The following is an 18,127-nucleotide window of genomic DNA, read 5'->3' as shown; positions in this document are numbered from 1 at the left end:
CCTTCTTTATGCGGCGCCATAGACGTGGATGCCCGGGCATAGGCAAGCGGAAGCGACGCCGTCCTTCGGACGGCTATGCCCGGGCATGACAGTTTGCTTGGGGCTACTGCGATGAACATTGCCGAATGGCTGGCGGCGACGGCGCGGGCGCGTCCCGACGCGCCGGCGCTGCTGACCGGCTTCGACCTCGACGCCGACTACGCAACCTTTGCCCGCCGCGCCGCCTCGATCGGGGCGGCGCTGGCGCGCGATCACGGCATTGCCGCCGGCGACCGCATCGCGCTGTTTGCGACGAACTGCACGCAGTATCTCGAATGCCTCTACGGCATCTGGTGGATCGGCGCCGCGGCAATCCCGATCAACGCCAAGCTGCACGGCCGCGAGGCGGCGTGGATCTGCGGCAATGGCGGCGCCAAACTGGCTTTCGTGTCCGATGACACGATCGGTGCGCTGACCGAAGCGAAGGACGATTGTCCCGCCGGCATGACCATGCTGTCGGTCGACAGCGATGCCTACAAGGCGATGCGAAGCGGCGAGGGGACACCTGCGCCGCTGCCGCGCGAAACCAATGATCTCGCCTGGCTGTTCTACACGTCGGGCACGACGGGCCGTCCCAAGGGCGTGATGCTCAGCCACGGCAATCTGGTTGCGATGTCGCTGTGCTATCTCGCCGACGTCGATCCGGCGACGCCGCATGATGCCTCGCTCTATGCGGCGCCGATCTCGCACGGCGCCGGCCTGTATAATTTCCCGCATGTCCGGATGGGCGGCCGGCACGTCGTTCCCGAGTCCGGCGGCTTCGATCCGGACGAGGTGCTCAACCTCGGTCGCCAGCTCGACAATGTCGTGATGTTCGCGGCGCCCACCATGGTGCGCCGCCTGGTCGATGCCGCCAAGAAGCGCGGCGAGAATGGCGAGGGACTGCGCACCATCATCTATGGCGGCGGCCCGATGTACACGGCCGACATCACCGATGCGATCGCGACCATGGGCCAGCGCTTCGTTCAGATCTACGGCCAGGGCGAGTCGCCGATGACGATCACGGCGCTGTCGCGCGACTGGCACCGCGCGAGCGATCATCCGCGCTATCTCGAGCGGCTGGCTTCGGTCGGCACCGCCCAGAGCGTCGTCACCGTGCGCATCACCGGCAAGGACGGCAAGCCGCTGCCCGCAGGCGAGACCGGCGAGATCGAGGTCAAGGGCTTAACCGTGATGCTCGGCTACTGGAACAATCCGAAGGCCAATGCCGAGACGCTGAAGGACGGCTGGCTGCGCACCGGCGATGTTGGCCGCCTCGATGCCGACGGCTTCCTGACGCTGTCGGACCGTTCCAAGGACGTGATCATCTCCGGCGGCACCAATATCTATCCGCGGGAGGTCGAGGAAGCGCTGCTGACGCATCCTGATGTCCGCGAGGTTTCGGCGATTGGTGTGCCAGATCCGGAATGGGGCGAGATCGTCGTCGCCTGCGTCGTGCTCGAGGAGGGCGCCACCGCCGACGACAGCAGGCTCGACGCGCATTGCCTTGCCTCGATCGCCCGCTTCAAGCGGCCCAAGCGCTATGTCTATCTCGATGCCCTGCCGAAGAACAATTATGGCAAGGTGCTGAAGACCGCGCTGCGGGAGATGATGGCCAAAGGATAGGCCAAGGATAGGCCAAGGGATGAACGAGGGGATCGGCTAGGGGATAGGCCGCGGCCTCCCGCCGCGCTAAGCTGCTTGCGCCTGTCACCGGGAGAACGGACCATGGGTATCGAGACGTCCCTGTCGCTGTCGGAAGTGAACGATCGGATCGCAATCCTCCGGGACAATATCAGGCAGCTGATCGAGCAGGCCGCGGGTGCCGCTGGCGCCGAAGTCGAAGAGCGCATTGCCGAGCGGCTCGAGCAGCAGAACGCGGAACTGGAAAAGTTCCTGAAGGCGCGCGAGGCGATGACCGGGCAGTAGCCGGCAGCGAGCCGGCGGTGGCGCGCTTCGTCTTTCCGCCCTGCGTTCCGCCGCGCGGAAACGATCCGGCCGCCGCCGCGCATACGCCCATACGCCCGGCACAGCTTGATCTCGGCGAAGAGCTCCCGTTACTAGCTGCGTAACCACAACATCCGGGAGCGAACAGCACGATGGGACCATTGCAGGGTATCAAGGTCGTCGACATGACGACCGTGCTGATGGGGCCCTATGCCACCCAGATGCTCGGCGACTACGGCGCCGACGTTATCAAGGTGGAATCGCCTGACGGCGACGTGACACGGCAGATCGGTCCGACCCGGCATCCCGGCATGGGGCCGGTGTTCCTCAACACCAACCGCAGCAAGCGCTCGGTCTGCCTTGATCTGAAGAAGCCGGCGGGACGCGAAGCCGTGCTGCGCCTGATCGCGCAGGCCGATGTGCTGGTCTATAATGTGCGCCCGCAGGCGATGGCGCGCCTGCAACTCGGCTACGACGTCGTCGCCAAGGTCAATCCGCGGCTGATTTATGCCGGCGTGTTCGGCTTCGGCCAGGAGGGCCCGTATGCCGCCAAGCCCGCCTATGATGACCTGATCCAGGGCGCCACCGCGCTACCGGCGCTGATGGCACAGACCTCGGACGGCGTGCCACGCTACGTGCCGAACGCGCTGGTCGATCGCATCGTCGGCCTCACCGCGGTCGGCGCGATCTGCGCGAGCCTCGTGCATCGCGACCGCACCGGGCAGGGCCAGCGTGTCGACATTCCGATGTTCGAGACCATGGCCGGCTTCGTCATGGGCGATCATATGGGCGGCCTGACCTACGATCCACCGCTCGACAAAGGCGGCTACGCGCGGCATCTGTCGCCGGATCGGCGGCCGTACAAGACGCTGGACGGCTATATCTGCGTGATCGTCTACAACGACAAGCAGTGGGAGAATTTCTTCAAGGCGACCGGCCGCGACGATCTGCGCAGCGATCCGAAATTCGCGACCTTCGCCGGCCGGGCGACCAATATCGATGTCGTCTACGCCGAGCTCGCGCGCATCCTGCAGACCAAGACCACCGCCGAGTGGAACGAGATCCTCGAGAAGGCCGACGTGCCCGTGATGCCGATGCACGATCTCGAGAGTCTGCTGGAGGACCCGCATATGGTGGCGACCGGCGTCTTCCCCGTGATCGATCATCCGACCGAGGGCCGTATCCGCAGCATGACGCCGTCGGCGCGCTGGTCGGAGACCAAGGTCGAGCCAAGCCGGCTAGCGCCCAGGCTCGGCGAGCACAGCGCGGAGATTTTGCGCGAGGCCGGTTTCTCCGCTGACGAGATCGCGGCGATGGTGCGCGACGGCGCGGCCAAAGTGGTGAAGGCATAGGAGCACGACAGATGGATTTCGCACTCTCCGCCAACCAGGAATCGATCCGCGACGCCGTCGCCAAGATCTGCTCGCGCTTTGACGAGGCCTACTGGCTGAAGAAGGACAAGGAGGGCGGCTATCCGGCTGACTTCCACCGCGCACTGGCCGATGCCGGCTGGCTCGGCATCTGCATCCCCGAGGAATATGGCGGCTCCGGGCTCGGCATTACCGATGCCGCGATCATGATGCGCACGATCTCCGAATCCGGCGCCGGTATGTCCGGCGCATCGGCCGTGCACATGAACGTGTTCGGGCTCAATCCGGTGGTGGTGTTCGGCACCAAGGAGCAGTGCCAGCGCATGCTGCCGCCGATCATCGACGGCCGTGACAAGTCCTGCTTTGCGGTGACCGAGCCCAACACCGGCCTCAACACCACGCAGCTCAAGACCCGCGCGGTGCGCCAGGGCGACAAATACATCGTCAACGGCCAGAAGGTGTGGATCTCGACCGCGCAGGTCGCCAACAAGATCCTGCTGCTCGCGCGCACCACGCCGCTGGAGGAGGTGAAGAGCGCGACCCACGGCCTCAGCCTGTTCTACACCGACTTCGACCGCAAGCGCGTCACCGTGCACGAGATCGAGAAGATGGGCCGCAAGCCCGTCGACTCCAACGAGCTGTTCTTCGAGAATTTCGAGATTCCGGTCGAAGACCGCATTGGCGAGGAAGGCCGCGGCTTCGAATACATCCTGCACGGCATGAATCCCGAGCGCATCCTGATTGCGGCTGAAGCGGTCGGCCTCGGCCAGATCGCGCTGAAGCGGGCGTCGGAATACGCCAAGGGCCGCATCGTGTTCAACCGCCCGATCGGCATGAACCAGGCGATCCAGCATCCGCTGGCGAAGTGCTGGATGGAGCTCGAGGCCGCCTGGCTGATGGTGCTGCGCGCCGGCTGGCAATACGACCAGAACCTGCCGTGCGGCCCCGCCGCGAATTCCGCAAAGTATCTCGCGGCGGAAGCCGGCTTCCACGCCTGTGAGCAGGCGGTGATGACGCATGGCGGCTTCGGCTACGCCAAGGAATATCACGTCGAGCGCTACTTGCGGGAATCGCTGATCCCGCGCATCGCGCCGATCAGCCCGCAGCTGATCCTCAGCTTCATCGGCGAGAAGGTGCTCGGCCTTCCGAAGTCGTATTGAAGATGCTGAACCAATTTCTCCACTCGTCATTCCGGGATGCGCCGTCAGGCGCAGGCCTCAGATGCGCAATTGCGCATCGGGGGAATCCATACTCACGATCGTGGTTATGGATTCCGGGCTCGCCGCTTCGCGTCGCCCCGGTATGACGGAGAAGAGGGGATAACGATGTGCTTCGTCACCGGCGTCGTCCTCACGTCCTAAGGCAAGCATGAGGGCCTGTCCTCGCTCGACCTGATGAGCAAGGCGGCCGAGCTTGCGATCTCGGATGCCGGGCTGAAGCGCGCCGACATCGACGGCATCCTCTGCGGCTATTCCACCGTCTCGCCGCACATCATGTTGGCCACCGTGTTCGCCGAGCACTTTGGTATTCGTCCGTCCTACGCCCACGCCGTGCAGGTCGGCGGCGCCACGGGCCTCGCGATGACCATGCTGGCGCATCATCTCGTCGATGCCGGCGTCGCAAGGCACGTGCTGGTGGTCGGCGGAGAGAACCGGCTGACCGGGCAGAGCCGCGACGCCTCGATCCAGGCATTGGCCCAGGTCGGCCATCCGGACTACGAGGTGACCCTGGGGCCGACCATCCCGGCCTATTACGGCCTGGTCGCGACGCGTTACATGCATGAATACGGGCTCACACAGGAAGACCTCGCCGAGTTCGCGGTGTTGATGCGCAAGCACGCGCTGACGCATCCCGGCGCGCAATTCCACGAGCCGATCACGGTTGCCGACGTGATGGCCTCGAAGCCGGTGGCGATGCCGCTCAAGCTGCTCGACTGCTGTCCGGTCTCCGACGGCGGCGCGGCGTGCGTGATCAGCCGCGAGCCGACCGGCGAAAGGCGGGTTCGCGTCCGCGGCTGCGCCCAGGCGCATACCCATCAGCACATCACGGCCGCGCCCGCATTGAGCGAGCTCGGTGCGGAGATTTCGATCGCGAAGGCGAAAGCGGCGTCGCGCATCGCGATATCGGACGTGCGCTACGCCGCGGTCTACGACAGCTTCACGATCACGCTCGCGATGCTGCTGGAAGACCTCGGCCTCGCCAAGCGCGGCGAGGCGGCAGCGCGGGTACGCGCCGGCCATTTCAATCAGGATGGCGAGCTGCCGCTCAACACCCATGGTGGCCTGCTCAGCTATGGCCATTGCGGCGTCGGCGGCGCGATGGCGCATCTGGTCGAAACCCATCTTCAGATGACCGGCCGCGCCGACAATCGCCAGGTGCGGGATGCGTCGGTCGCGCTGCTGCATGGCGACGGCGGCGTGCTGTCCTCGCATGTCAGCATGTTCCTGGAGCGCGTGCGATGAGTGGACCGATCGCTGACTGGACCAAGGGCGCGGAAGCCATCGTCTATCAGACCTGCAACGCCTGCGCCGCGCGGCAATATTTCCGCCGCAGCTTCTGTGCGGCCTGCGGCTCGTCTGATCTCGCCGAGCATCGCGCGAGCGGGGCAGGGACGGTGTATGCGACGTCACTGGTCTGCCGCGCCGCAACGCCGGAGACCCGGGCGCATGTGCCTTACAATATCCTGCTCGTGGATGCCGACGAGGGCTTTCGCATGATGGCGCACGGCGACAACGATCTCGCCATCGGCGACAAGGTTTTGGCGCGCTTCACGCAACTTGCGGGACGGCTGGTTCCGTATTTCGCAAAGGCAAAATGAGGGGCTGAGTGATCCGGTCAGAACGCAAGACCAGGCTGAATTGGTTCGCTCTTGCCCCTCAAAGCTTACAGATACTATCGCCAATAAAAGACAAAGCTGGCGATGACGAGCATCGCCGTCACCGCCAGCATTTGCGCAAGCGCTTCCGAGGCCGCCCTCTTGGTGGCTTCCTTCATGCGTTTCCCCTAGACTTGGGCGTGACTCATCGTTGCGCAAATTGCGCAAACGACGGCCAGATTTTGTACTCGGAACACCCCGCGTCGAGCATTCGCTTTTGATGAGTCCCCACTCAGCGAATATCGACTGTGTCAGGGTTGTCTGGGAATGCGGCGGCAATTTGACTCGCGCGTGTTGCTCCTGCGACGGCCGGCGGATACTGTTTCGGAACCAGACAGAAACGACAGAGATCAAGGTTAGGAAATGGCCCGTATCGACTACTCTGATCCCGCGAAGGCAAGCCCGCGCACCCGCGAGATCCTCGACAAGAACCGCAACGCCAACATCTTTCGCATGATGGCGCATTCGCCGAGTTACTTTGAACAATATTGCCGGCTCGGCGGCGCGATCCGCCACAAGGGCGAGCTCGACCCGATCGTGCGCGAGCTCGCGATCACGCGCACCGGCATTCTCTGCGAAGCGCCTTACGAGATCGTCGCGCACAAGCGCATCGGAAAAAATGTCGGCGTCACCGACGAGCAGAACGCCGCGCTGGAGAACTGGCAGTCCGCGACCTGCTTCAACGAGGCGCAGCGCGCGGCGCTGACCTTCACCGACGAGATCGTCAAGCTGAAGAAGCCGACGGATGCGACCTTCAAGGCGATCGCGGCGCTGCTGACGCCGGGCGCGCTGATCGAGCTGCAGCTCTCGGTCGGCTTCTACATCATGACGTCGAAGTTTCTCGAGACGTTCGAGATCGACATGCAGCCGGTGACGGAAGTGGTGAGCTGAGGTCTTTGCCTCTCTCCGCACCTGTCCGCCGAAGCCTTGGCGGATGCGGGGAGAGGCCGGATCGCTTGCACTCTCCGATGTCATGGCCGGGCTTGACCCGGCCATCCACGTCTTTCGTCAGGGTTAGCACCAAGATGTAGATACCCGGGTCAAGCCCGGGCATGACGGGTTCCACAAACCCTCGCGCAGCGTGACGAAGTCTTACCCTGACGTCAGCAAATCGACCTTCGCATTTGCCACGATCAGCCGCTCGGCGAGGATCTGCGCGAGGTTGCGCATGATCCGCTCGCCGGCGCGCGGGTGTTGCTCGCGGAAGCGCTCGAAATCCATGATCGCGACTTCATAGGCGGTGGCCGACATGTCCGCGACCACGTCGGCCGAGCGTCGCGGCTCCAGCAGCGCCATTTCGCCGAACGCCATGCCGGCGGTCAGCGTCGCGAGCCGGATGCCGTCGGGCAGGGTGACGTGGACGACGCCGCTGCGCAGGAAGAACAACGAGGTCGCCTCACTGCGGGCGGCGATGATCTTTTCATTCGGCTGGTAGGTCCTGACCGCGCAGAGCGAGGCGAGGTCAGCGATCTCAGCCTCGCTCAATCCGGCGAGCAGCGGCTGTTCGGACAGCTCCGTGGTCTCGAGGAAGTCGATCGAGCCGCCATAGCGGTAGACGATCTGGTCCTCGGCCCATTCGATCGCGGTGTCGAGCAGATAGAAGTCCCTGATATTGCCGAGCCGGTTGGTCCACTCGCTGATCGTGCTCCATTCGCGCGAGGTCCGCTTGATGCCCGACAGGATCACGGTGACGCCGAGTTCGGCCAGTTCCTGGAAGGCCTCCGCCACCAGCCGGGCGCCGGCGCGGGTCGTCGCGGTGACGCGGCGGAGGTCGAAGATCACGAACTCCGGTCGCGGGCTGCCGGCGAGGCGGCGCGAGACATAGTCGACATTGGAGAGCGACAGCGTGCCAACGAGCTCGATCACGCGCACCTCCTGGAAGTGCTTTGCCAGGATCTCCTGCTCCTGCGGCCGGCGCAGGCGCCGCGACGGGTTCTTGCCGATATTGTAGTCGGCGATGATGCTGTGGCGGGCATCATCGCTGCGGTTCAGCATGTGCAGGTCGTAATGCGCTGACAGCGCCTCGCACACCTTGATGCCGCGCACGCTGTTGCCGTGCTTGTCGAGCTTTGGCGAGTAGCTGCCGAGTCCGAGCCGCGCCGGCAGCGCCGCCAGGATGCCGCCGCCGACCCCGCTCTTGGCCGGGATGCCGACGCGGTAGATCCATTCGCCGGCGTAGTCGTACATGCCCGACGAGGTCATCACCGACAGCGTGCGTGCGATCGCGTAGGGCGTCACCACCTGCTCGCCGGTCAGCGGATTGATGCCGCGGTTGGCCAGCGTCGCGGCCATCACGGCGCTGTCGCGCGCGGTGACGAGGATGGCGCATTGCCGGAAATAGACGTCGAGCACCGCAGGCACGTTCTCGGTGATCACGCTGTTGGTGCGCAGCAGATAGCCGATCGCCCGGTTGCGGTCGCCCGTGGCGCTTTCGGAGGCATAGACCGCCTCGTCGACGTCGAGTTCGCGGCCGGCGAAGCGGCCGAGCGCCTGGCGGATATAGTCGAATGCGCCATCGCCCTTGTCGGCATGGAGCAGGCCGGAGCAGGCGATCGCGCCGGCATTCACCATCGCATTGAACGGGTGGTTCTCGGCATTGAGCCGGATCGAATTGAAGGGGTCGCCGGACGGCTCGACGCCGATCACGCTTTCCACCCGCTCGGCGCCCAGCGTGTCCAGCGCCAGCGCGAATACGAACGGCTTCGACATCGACTGGATGGTGAAGGGCACCCTGGTGTCGCCGACCTCGTAGACATGGCCGTCGAGCGTCGCGAGGCTGATGCCAAAATGGGCAGGGTCCGCCTTGCCGAGCTCGGGGATGTAGTCGGCCACCGCACCGGCAACCTCCGGCAGGAAGTCTGCGTAACACGTGTGCAGAAACCGCAGCAGCGGCGGCTTCGAGCTGGACCAGGCCGTGGTGGTGGCAGTGACGGGAGGAGGCGATCGTTTCATCGCCTCCTGTTGTGCAACGCAATCAGGGCGCGTGCAACCGAGCGCGCATCGACATCAGCCGGGCGCGGAGCCGAGCAGGCACGAACCGGCGGCTGCCGGTTTTCGAACAGATGTTCACAAAACGAGCGGTTGCTCGGCGATTGTATCGCTATGTGAAACTTTCGGGTCGAGAATGTTTCGAAAGCGAAACAGCATGCGACGCCGTGCGGCTCCCAAAGGAACCACCGCCGATCACATGACGTCTGGGAATTTGGTCCGCGCCGAGCGGCTCGACGGCCGCGCTCAGGTCTCGACGATCGCGACGGCTTGGCCTTCCGCGATGACGTCGTCGATCCTGACCAAAATCGACTTGATTTTGCCTGCTGCCGTCGATGTGACCGGGATCTCCATCTTCATCGCCTCGACGAACGCGATCTCGTCGCCATCGCCGATGCTGCTACCGGCTTCAACAGGAAGCGCGCAAACGCGCCCGGCAACTTCAGTCACAACCTTGATCTCTGGCATTCCACTCTCCGATACCGTCTAGCGGAAATTTCATCCGGCGAACGGCTTTTTGTTGTGGAGGCAGATTGCCTGAGGTAGCTTCATCTGCAAGTGGAATTTTATTCCGCAAGACGGAATGGAGCCAAACAAGATGGGACGGCGCTCGGAACGGCTTAGCCGGCAGGGAATGCTCGCCAGCGAGACTGGCGATGGCGATGTCATCCAGGTGGTGTCGCGCGCGTTTGATGTATTGCGGTGCTTCGAAGGACATGAGGCCCGGCTCGGCAATCTCGAAATCTCGAACCGCTGCGGCCTGCCGCGTTCGACGGTGTCGCGCTTGACGCACACGCTGACGCGAATGGGGCAGCTCGTCTATCTACCGCGCGATCAGAAATATCGCATCGGCCCGAGCGCGGTCGCGATGAGCACCTCGATGATGAAGGGCTTGCAGCTGCGCAACCTGATCCGGCTGCGTTTGCAGGATGTCGCCGACCAGTTGCCCGGCACCGTGGGCTTCGTGATCCCCGACCGCTTTCATCTGGTCTATCTGGAGTTCGCCCGCGCGGCGAATGCGCTCGGCCTGCATGAGGCGACCGGCAGCCGCATCTCGATGGCGACCACCGCCGCCGGCCACGCCTATACCGCAGCGCTCGATCCCGCGATCGGCGACGCGCTCATCGCCGAGATGGAAGGCGAGTTGCCGGACAGTGCCAAGATGCTGACGCCGCGCATCGCGGCCAACCGCCGCCATTTGCAGGAGCACGGCTACGTCGTCGCCTGCGGCCTGTGGAGCCCGCACATCAACGGCGTCGCGGTGCCGCTGTGGTCACCGCAATATCAGACCTATGTGGTCACCACGATCGGCCTGCTCTCGGCGATGTATGACGAGCAGCGGCTGCATCGCGAGGTCGCACCGCAGATGGTCGATCTCGCCGCAGCACTCGGCAGCCTGCTCGAAGGCGCCGACGGCGACATCTTCAGCAATCGGATCGAACGCAAGTCGCTTCCGGTGGCCGCCCATAACAACAAAATCATCAAGACGGAGGCAATGAATGAACTGGAAGCCGGAACTCGACGACCTCGCTCGGCGCGAAGCGTTCGCGCGGGAGATGGGAGGCGTTGACAAGGTCAAGCGGCAACGCGACCAGGGCCGGCTCACGGTTCGTGAGCGTATCGACAAGCTCGTCGACCAGAACAGCTTCCACGAGGTCGGTGCCATCTCCGGCATCGCCGAATACGACGAGAGCAACGAACTCAAGCATCTGACGCCGGCGAACTGCGTGTTCGGCCGCGCCAGGGTCGACGGCCGCACCGTGGTCGTGGTCGGCGACGACTTCACCGTGCGCGGCGGCTCGGCGGATGCATCGATTTCCACCAAGCCGCTGATGGCGGAGGAGATGGCGCATGACTTCCGCTTGCCAATCGTGCGGATCATCGAAGGTTCGGGCGGTGGCGGCTCGGTGAAGACGATCGAGACCCGGGGCGCGGCCAATCTGCCCGGCGGTGTCGGCGGCACGCGCTCGTACTGGTACACGCTCGCCAATCTGTCGTGCGTGCCGGTGGTCGGTCTCGGCCTCGGCTCGGTCGCTGGCCTTGGCGCCGCGCGGCTGGCGGCCACGCATTACTCGGTCATGACCAAGAGCTCGGCGATGTTCGTCGCCGGTCCGCCGGTGGTGAAGCGTTTGGGCCAGGATCTGACCAAGCAGGAGCTCGGCGGCGCCGACATCCAGACCCGCGCCGGCGCGATCGATCAGGCCGTCGAGACCGAAGAGGAGGCGTTCGACTACGCGCGGCGCTTCCTGTCATATCTGCCGGCGTCGGTCTACGATCTGCCGCCGACCATTCCCTGCACCGACGATCCGGAACGTGCCGAGGAATCGCTGCTGAAGGCTGTGCCGCGCAATCGCAAGCAGGTCTACAAGATGCGGCCGATCATCGATGCGGTCGTCGACAAGGGCTCCTTCTTCGAGGTCGCCAGCAATTTCGGCCGGCCTGTGATCACCGGTCTGGCGCGGATCGAGGGCAGGGCGGTGCTGCTGCTCGCCAGCGATCCCTTCCACTATGGCGGTTCGTGGACCTCGGACGCGTGCCAGAAGGTGGTGCGCTGGGTCGACTTCGCCGAGACCTTCCATCTGCCGGTGGTCTATCTGATGGATTGCCCCGGCTTCATGATCGGGCTCGAGGCGGAGAAGTCGGCGACCATCCGCCATGGCGTGCGGGCGATGGCAGCGGTCAACCAGAGCACGGTGCCGTGGTGCACGATCATCATCCGCAACGCCTTCGGCGTCGCCGGTGTGGTGCATCAGCCCGCCAACCGGTTCTCGATGCGCTATGCCTGGCCGTCGGCCTATTGGGGCTCGCTGCCGCTCGAGGGCGGCATCGAGGCGGCCTATCGTGCCGAGATCGATGCGGCCAGTGATCCCGCCGCCAAGCTGCGCCAGATCGAGGATCGCCTCAACAAGCTGCGCTCGCCGTTCCGCTCGGCCGAGAAGTTCTGGGTCGAGGAGGTGATCGACCCGCGCAAGACGCGCTCGCTGCTCTGCGAGTTCGCGCGTCTGGCCGAGCCGATCCGCAAGGCCGGGCCGCCGAGCAACATGTCGACGCGGCCATAAGGCGCCGCGAACCAACCGTGTCATGCGCGGGCTTGACCCGCGCATCCATCGTCCGCAACGGCGGACGAGTGAGTCATGCGAAGCGGGATGGATTGCCGGGTCAAGCCCGGCAATGACGAGCTCTTCTACTCCGCCTCCCGATGCACGTCGTGGATCACGATGCCCATGCCGTTCTCGGGCATCTTGATCCATTCGCGCCGCTTCAGGGAGCGCTTGGTGTCCTCGTGTCCGCTCGCCCAGTGCTCGCGCATCGAGGTGCCGGAGAATTCGTGGTCCTTGGCGTCGCCCTCATAGGCCTTTTGCTGATAGATCAGCTGCAGCAGCGTGATCCCGGGCAGCCGGCTGTTCGCCTTCTTGAGCTGGCGCTCCTCGTCCGAGAGCTGGTCGTCGGGGATTTTTCCCAGCGCGTTGTGCAGGGCGGTGCGCAGATTGTAGGTCTTGCGGTAGACGTCGGTGTTGTAGCGGGTGCGCGACGAATACATGATGTCCTTGTGGCGGGCCATCACGTCCTGGATGTCGCGCGGCAGCGCGCCGCGCGCCGAGAACAGGTCGACCTGGAACACCAGCGAGTTGGCGTTGTCCTCCTGGTCGAGCAGGTGCTGCAGCGGCGTGTTGGAGACGATGCCGCCGTCCCAGAAATGATCGGTCCCGACCTTCACCATCGGCAGCGCCGGCGGCAGTGCGCCGCTCGCCATGATGTGCTCGGGGATGATCTCGTCATGGGCGTTGTCGAAATAGATGAAGTTGCCGGACAGCACGTTCACCGCGCCGACCGCAAAGCGCATCTTCTTGGAATTGATGCGGTCGAAATCGACCAACTCGAGCAGCGATTCACGCAGCGGCGTCGTGTCGTAGTAGCTCGTCGCGGTGCGTGCGCCAGCCGGGCTGAACCACGGATTGGCCTGATGCGGGGTGAAGAAGCCGGGCTGTCCGAGCGTCGTCGTCAGCCATGAGCTGGTGAAGTTGCGCGCCTTGCGGAAGATGTCGCCGTCCGGGGTGTAATGCCAGATCTTGCGGCTGGTGACGCGATCCCAGAACGTGTGCAGCCGCTCCAGCCGCTTCTCGGGGGGATTGCCGGCGATGATCGCCGAGTTGATCGCGCCGATCGAGACGCCGCAGACCCAGTCGGGTTCGATATTGGATTCGTGCAGCGCCTGATAGACGCCGGCCTGATAGGCGCCGAGCGCGCCCCCGCCTTGCAGAACCAGCGCCACGCGATCGCATCCTTGGGGACGCCAGCCGGGCGTCGCATGCTCGATGTCGTCAGAATGCGGGGTACGCGCGTCCATATCAGGCACTCCAAAAAATCGCGGCGAGAATTCAGGGTGCCGATGACGCGGTGATGACAAGTGTCCCACCGACGCACGGCGCATCCGGCATGCCGGCCTGCATGGTTGGCATTGGCCTGATCCGCGACACGCGGGTCACGCAAGCGTAACCGCGGTCATGCGCGTGACGGAAATCCCTCACATCGCTGTCAATCTCGGCCGCTAGCCTCCGCGCAATATTTTCCGAACAGGGGTTTATCGCGATGCGCAGGGAAGATCTGCTCAAGCTTCCGTCCATGCCGGCTGCTGGTCCGAGCTATCCCGCCGGACCGTACCGCTTCATCGATCGCGAATTCCTCGTCATCACCTATGAGACCGATCCGGAATTGATCCGCGCCGGCCTGCCTGAGCCGCTGGAGCCGATCGAGCAGGCGATCGTGCATTACGAATGGATCAAGATGCCCGACAGCTCCGGGTTCGGCAGCTACACCGAGTCCGGCCTCGTGATCCCCGCGCGGCTACATGGCGAGGAAGTCAACTTCGTCTGCCAGATGTATCTCGACGATGATCCGCCGATCGCGGCCGGCCGCGAGATCTGGGGCTTTCCGAAGAAGTACGCGCATCCCAAGCTCGAGATCGTCAAGGACACGCTGACCGGCACGCTGGAATATGCCGGCCAGCTCGTCGCAATGGGCACGATGGGCTACAAGCACGAGAGCACGGCGGGCAATGGCGACATCACCCGCGCCACGCTGTCGAAGACGCAAGTTAATCTGAAGATGATCCCCGGCGTCGACGGCCATATCGAGATCTGCCAGCTGGTTGCGATCAACCTGACCGACATCGTGGTCAAGGGATCGTGGATCGGGCCGGGCCGGCTGCATCTCGTGCCGCATGTCAACGCACCGGTCGCGGATTTCCCGGTCAAGCGTGTCGTCGGCGCGCATCATTACATCGCCGACCTGACGCTGCCGTTCGGTCGCGTCGTGCACGACTACAACAAGGTCGCGCACGCCGAGCCGACCGGTCTCGCCGCGGAGTAAGCAGCACGCAGCGAGGCTCGATCAGGCCGCGACCGGTTTCGCCTCCGGCGCGACCTTGGGCTGCGGTCGCGAGATCGCCAGCACACTCAGCGCGGCGATCACGCAGAGCGCGCCGGCGATGAAGAACGCCGGCAGATAGCTCGCATAAAGCGTGCGCGACAGCCCGGCGCCGAACGCGGCGGCACCGGCGCCGAGCTGGTGGCCGGCGAAGATCCAGCCGAACACCAGATTGGCGCGCTCGGCGCCGAAGCGCTGCGCGGTCAGGCGCACCGTCGGCGGCACGGTCGCGATCCAGTCGAGGCCGTAGAACATCGCAAACAGCGACAGCCCGTAGAAGGTGAAGTCTGAGAACGGCAGATACAGCAGCGACAGCCCGCGCAGCCCGTAATACCAGAACAGCAGCCGGCGATTGTCGAAGCGGTCCGACAGCCAGCCCGAGATAATGGTGCCGAAGAAATCGAAGATGCCCATCGCGGCGAGCAGGCTCGCGGCCTGCACCTGCGGGATGCCGTAATCGAGGCACACCGGGATCAGGTGCACCTGGACGAGGCCGTTGGTCGAGGCGCCGCAGACGAAGAAGGTCGCGAACAGGATCCAGAACACCGACGACTTCGAGGAGTCGCGCAGCGTGCCGAGCGCAGCCGCCATGATCGGCGCATTGGCCGGCGGCGGCGCGGGGAGCGGTGCGGTGCCCTCGTCGCCGAACGGACGCAGGCCGACATCGCTCGGCCGGTCGCGCATCACCATCAGCACGGCAAAGGCAGCGACGCCGAGCATGACGCAGACGAGGCCAAGCGCGACACGCCAGCCGTAACGCTCGGTGATGGTCGCGAGCAGCGGCAGGAAGGCGAGCTGCCCGGTGGCGACGCTCGCGGTGAGGATGCCGATCACGAGGCCGCGTCGCGCCACGAACCAGCGCGCTGCAATGGTCGCGCCGAGCACCAGCGCGGTCATGCCGGTGCCGATTCCGATCACGACGCCCCACAACAGAATGAGCTGCCAGACCTGCGTCATCGCGAGCGAGGCCAACAGTCCCGACACCACGATCAATTGCGCCGCCAGCGTCACGTTGCGCAGGCCGTAGCGGTTCATCAGCGCGGCGGCGAACGGCGCCATCAGCCCGAACAGGATGAAGCGGATCGACAGCGCGGAGGAGATTTCGGCAGTCGACCAGCCGAATTCCTTCTGCAGCGGCACGATGAAGACGCCGGGCGCGCCGACGGTGCCGGCCGAGATCAGCGCGGCCAGGAAGGTCACGGCGACCATCACCCAGCCGTAATGGATGTTGCGGCGGGCGAGGGTGGAAGCAAGCCAGTTCGAGATCATTGGGCCCCGGATGAAATGCGATGAGGGTTCAATTCGTGATGCACAATATGCCACGAGGGAGCTATGGCTAAAATGCCAAAGTTCCCTCGTTTTCGGACTCGGACGTGGGGCCGTTTAAACTAGTGCGTGACCCGCTCGACCGCGATCGCGGTGGCTTCGCCGCCGCCGATGCACAAAGCCGCGACGCCGCGCTTCAGGTTCTGCGCCTCCAGCGCGTGCAGCAAGGTCACGATCAGCCGCGCGCCGGTGGCGCCGATCGGGTGGCCGAGCGCACAGGCGCCGCCATTGATGTTCAGCCGGTCACGGGGAATTCCGAGATCGCGCTGCGCCGCCATCGCGACCACCGCAAACGCCTCGTTGATCTCGAACAGGTCGACGTCGCCGACGCTCCAGCCGACCTTGTCGAGCAGTTTTCTGATCGCCGGGATCGGCGCGGTGGTGAACCACTGTGGCTCCTGGCTGTGGGTGGCATGGCCCTTGATCTCGGCCAGCACCGGCAAGCCGTCGCGGTCGGCGAGCGAGCGCCGCGTCAGGATCAGCGCCGCGGCGCCGTCGGCATTAGCCGAGGAGGCGGCCGGCGTGATGGTGCCGTTGGCGCGGAATGCCGGCTTCAGGCCGGGGATTTTTGCCGGATCGACCTTCAGCGGGTGCTCGTCATTGGCGATGATGCGCGGACCGGCCTTCTCGCTGAGCGTGATCGGTGCGATCTCGGCCTTGAAGGCGCCGCCCTCGACCGCCTTGCGGGCGCGGCTCAGCGTCTCCATCGCGAAAGCGTCCTGGTCGGCGCGGGTGAACTGATAGGCCTCCGCGGTGGCCTCGCCGAAATCGCCCATCGAGCGGCCGGTCTCGTAGGCGTCCTCGAGCCCGTCCATCATCATGTGGTCAATGATGCGGTCGTGGCCGGCGCGATAGCCGCCGCGTGCCTTTTGCAGCAGATAGGGCGCGTTGCTCATGCTCTCCATGCCGCCGGACAGCACGATCTCGGCCGAACCGGCCTTGATGATGTCGTGCGCCAGCATGGTCGCCTTCATGCCGGAGCCGCAGACCTTGTTGACGGTGGTGGCGCCGGTGGCATCCGGCAGCCCGGCGCCGCGCGCGGCCTGGCGGGCGGGGGCCTGGCCCTGGCCGGCGGGCAGCACGTTGCCCATGAAGACCTCGTCGATGCGCTCGGGCGCAAGCTTTGCGCGTTCGAGCGCCGCGCCGATCACGTGCGAACCGAGCTTGTGCGCCGCGAGCGGCGTGAGCTCGCCCATGAAGCGGCCAAGTGGGGTGCGGGCGGCGGAGAGGATGACGACGGGATCGGTGCTGGTTGCCATGGCAGGATTCCCTTCAATGCCGGGGATTTGATTGAATTATCCTCATCATATTATGCACTGCAAAAAATGCAACTCCGCCGGTCATGACAAAATGTCGTGTTCGCATGAGTGAGAGGGCGGGATCGTTCCGCAATCACCACCGTCGTCCTGGCGAATGCCAGGACGACACCGAATGTGTGGCGTGGCCCATATCCACAATCGTCGTCCCTGCGAAAGCAGGGACCCATCACCAGAGGGCCTGTTGTTAGAGAGGGGTGTGGCCCGAGCGTCGCGCAACAAATTGCATTTGGGGTAATGGGTCCTGGCTTTCGCCAGGACGACGATGAGGATGAGGCGCAATTCAAGATATCAAACAGCGCGGTGTCATCACCCCCGCATACGGATGATCCGGTATTCCAGAGACGGCTGTGCTTGAAACGAGAGGCCGCGGCGTACTGGATCGCCCGGTCGAGCCGGGCGATGACAGCTAAGGATGAGGATGCAACTTCGCGTTCTCGCGACATGATTGCCCGAGCTCTGCTCTTTCGTTTCGCTCTCTCTTTAACAGAGGGCGCAGGGAAAGCCGGGTGCCGATCGCACCCATGGGCCCCGTGCAAAAGGTAGAGAGCACGGGGGTAGGACCACAGGTGTAACCGGAGCAATCCGGCTTTCCCTACGCGATGGCTTACGGCTTACTTCGTGCTCTCCCCGGCGAGACTGGGCTTTTTTGTCACCGTCTTCGCAACGCGCATCGCGCAATTCGAAAAGACACCTGCCGCTAGGGCGTCAGGACCACACGACTATAATTTGGCGCACGGTGTCTCACCGTGACGCTACGAAAACCCTATGAAAACAGGCCATTTTGCGTAACGCTTGTATCGGGCTGGGTCGCGGGGATTGCCAAATCTAGGGCCGGGACCTTCGCCATCGGTTGGCAC

General features: G+C 64.7%; 15 protein-coding genes. 10 read left to right on the top strand and 5 right to left on the bottom strand.

What is annotated here, in order from left to right:
* Window positions 1-111: 111 nt before the first annotated feature.
* The 7 genes from Q0030_RS06735 (at window position 112) to Q0030_RS06705 (ending at window position 7,101) form a co-directional block, all read left to right on the top strand.
* On the top strand, window positions 112-1,644 hold the full coding sequence (locus tag Q0030_RS06735; protein WP_298364362.1) for an AMP-binding protein: 1,533 nt from the start codon (window positions 112-114) through the stop codon (window positions 1,642-1,644).
* A gap of 102 nt (window positions 1,645-1,746) precedes the next feature.
* Entirely contained in the window at window positions 1,747-1,947 is a 201-nt protein-coding gene (locus Q0030_RS06730; protein ID WP_298364360.1) for a hypothetical protein, read from the top strand.
* Between the two features lie 170 nt (window positions 1,948-2,117).
* Window positions 2,118-3,317, top strand: a complete 1,200-nt coding sequence (locus Q0030_RS06725; RefSeq protein ID WP_223973067.1) for a CoA transferase — start codon at window positions 2,118-2,120, stop codon at window positions 3,315-3,317.
* Window positions 3,318-3,328: 11 nt separating this feature from the next.
* On the top strand, window positions 3,329-4,495 hold the full coding sequence (locus tag Q0030_RS06720; protein WP_298364356.1) for an acyl-CoA dehydrogenase family protein: 1,167 nt from the start codon (window positions 3,329-3,331) through the stop codon (window positions 4,493-4,495).
* A 216-nt stretch (window positions 4,496-4,711) separates the two neighbouring features.
* A complete protein-coding gene (locus Q0030_RS06715) occupies window positions 4,712-5,797 on the top strand; it encodes a thiolase family protein (RefSeq protein ID WP_298364609.1) in 1,086 nt (361 codons plus the stop codon).
* A complete protein-coding gene (locus Q0030_RS06710; protein ID WP_298364354.1) occupies window positions 5,794-6,153 on the top strand; it encodes an OB-fold domain-containing protein in 360 nt (119 codons plus the stop codon). Before Q0030_RS06715 ends, Q0030_RS06710 begins: the two co-directional genes overlap by 4 nt.
* Before the next feature lie 420 nt (window positions 6,154-6,573).
* Entirely contained in the window at window positions 6,574-7,101 is a 528-nt protein-coding gene (locus Q0030_RS06705; protein WP_298364352.1) for a carboxymuconolactone decarboxylase family protein, read from the top strand.
* Between the two features lie 201 nt (window positions 7,102-7,302).
* On the opposite strand, the gene glsA is transcribed toward Q0030_RS06705, so the two are convergent.
* Window positions 7,303-9,162: a glutaminase A gene (gene glsA, locus Q0030_RS06700; RefSeq protein WP_298364350.1), complete on the bottom strand. Its 1,860-nt coding sequence runs from the start codon at window positions 9,160-9,162 to the stop codon at window positions 7,303-7,305.
* A gap of 282 nt (window positions 9,163-9,444) precedes the next feature.
* On the bottom strand, window positions 9,445-9,666 hold the full coding sequence (locus Q0030_RS06695; RefSeq protein WP_050402149.1) for an acetyl-CoA carboxylase biotin carboxyl carrier protein subunit: 222 nt from the start codon (window positions 9,664-9,666) through the stop codon (window positions 9,445-9,447).
* Window positions 9,667-9,796: 130 nt separating this feature from the next.
* On the opposite strand from Q0030_RS06695, the gene Q0030_RS06690 reads away from it, so the two are divergent.
* Window positions 9,797-10,768 carry an IclR family transcriptional regulator gene (locus tag Q0030_RS06690; protein ID WP_298364347.1) on the top strand — a complete coding sequence of 324 codons (972 nt, stop codon included), beginning with the start codon at window positions 9,797-9,799 and terminating at the stop codon, window positions 10,766-10,768.
* A complete protein-coding gene (locus Q0030_RS06685; RefSeq protein ID WP_298364345.1) occupies window positions 10,698-12,257 on the top strand; it encodes a carboxyl transferase domain-containing protein in 1,560 nt (519 codons plus the stop codon). Before Q0030_RS06690 ends, Q0030_RS06685 begins: the two co-directional genes overlap by 71 nt.
* A gap of 125 nt (window positions 12,258-12,382) precedes the next feature.
* Here Q0030_RS06685 and Q0030_RS06680 read toward each other — a convergent pair whose 3' ends face one another.
* On the bottom strand, window positions 12,383-13,546 hold the full coding sequence (locus Q0030_RS06680) for a patatin-like phospholipase family protein (protein WP_298364344.1): 1,164 nt from the start codon (window positions 13,544-13,546) through the stop codon (window positions 12,383-12,385).
* 242 nt (window positions 13,547-13,788) lie between these two features.
* On the opposite strand from Q0030_RS06680, the gene Q0030_RS06675 reads away from it, so the two are divergent.
* The gene (locus Q0030_RS06675) at window positions 13,789-14,568 is read left to right on the top strand and encodes an acetoacetate decarboxylase (RefSeq protein ID WP_298364342.1); all 780 of its coding nucleotides are present in this window, start codon (window positions 13,789-13,791) and stop codon (window positions 14,566-14,568) included.
* A gap of 21 nt (window positions 14,569-14,589) precedes the next feature.
* On the opposite strand, the gene Q0030_RS06670 is transcribed toward Q0030_RS06675, so the two are convergent.
* Together Q0030_RS06670 and Q0030_RS06665 are read right to left on the bottom strand one after the other, a co-directional pair.
* Window positions 14,590-15,894: an MFS transporter gene (locus Q0030_RS06670; protein WP_298364341.1), complete on the bottom strand. Its 1,305-nt coding sequence runs from the start codon at window positions 15,892-15,894 to the stop codon at window positions 14,590-14,592.
* A 119-nt stretch (window positions 15,895-16,013) separates the two neighbouring features.
* Window positions 16,014-17,210 carry an acetyl-CoA C-acyltransferase gene (locus Q0030_RS06665; RefSeq protein WP_298364339.1) on the bottom strand — a complete coding sequence of 399 codons (1,197 nt, stop codon included), beginning with the start codon at window positions 17,208-17,210 and terminating at the stop codon, window positions 16,014-16,016.
* Between the last annotated feature and the right edge of the window lie 917 nt (window positions 17,211-18,127).

This window comes from uncultured Bradyrhizobium sp. (assembly GCF_947648125.1).
Lineage (GTDB): Bacteria > Pseudomonadota > Alphaproteobacteria > Rhizobiales > Xanthobacteraceae > Bradyrhizobium.
This window is presented reverse-complemented; position numbering and strand designations above follow the sequence as displayed.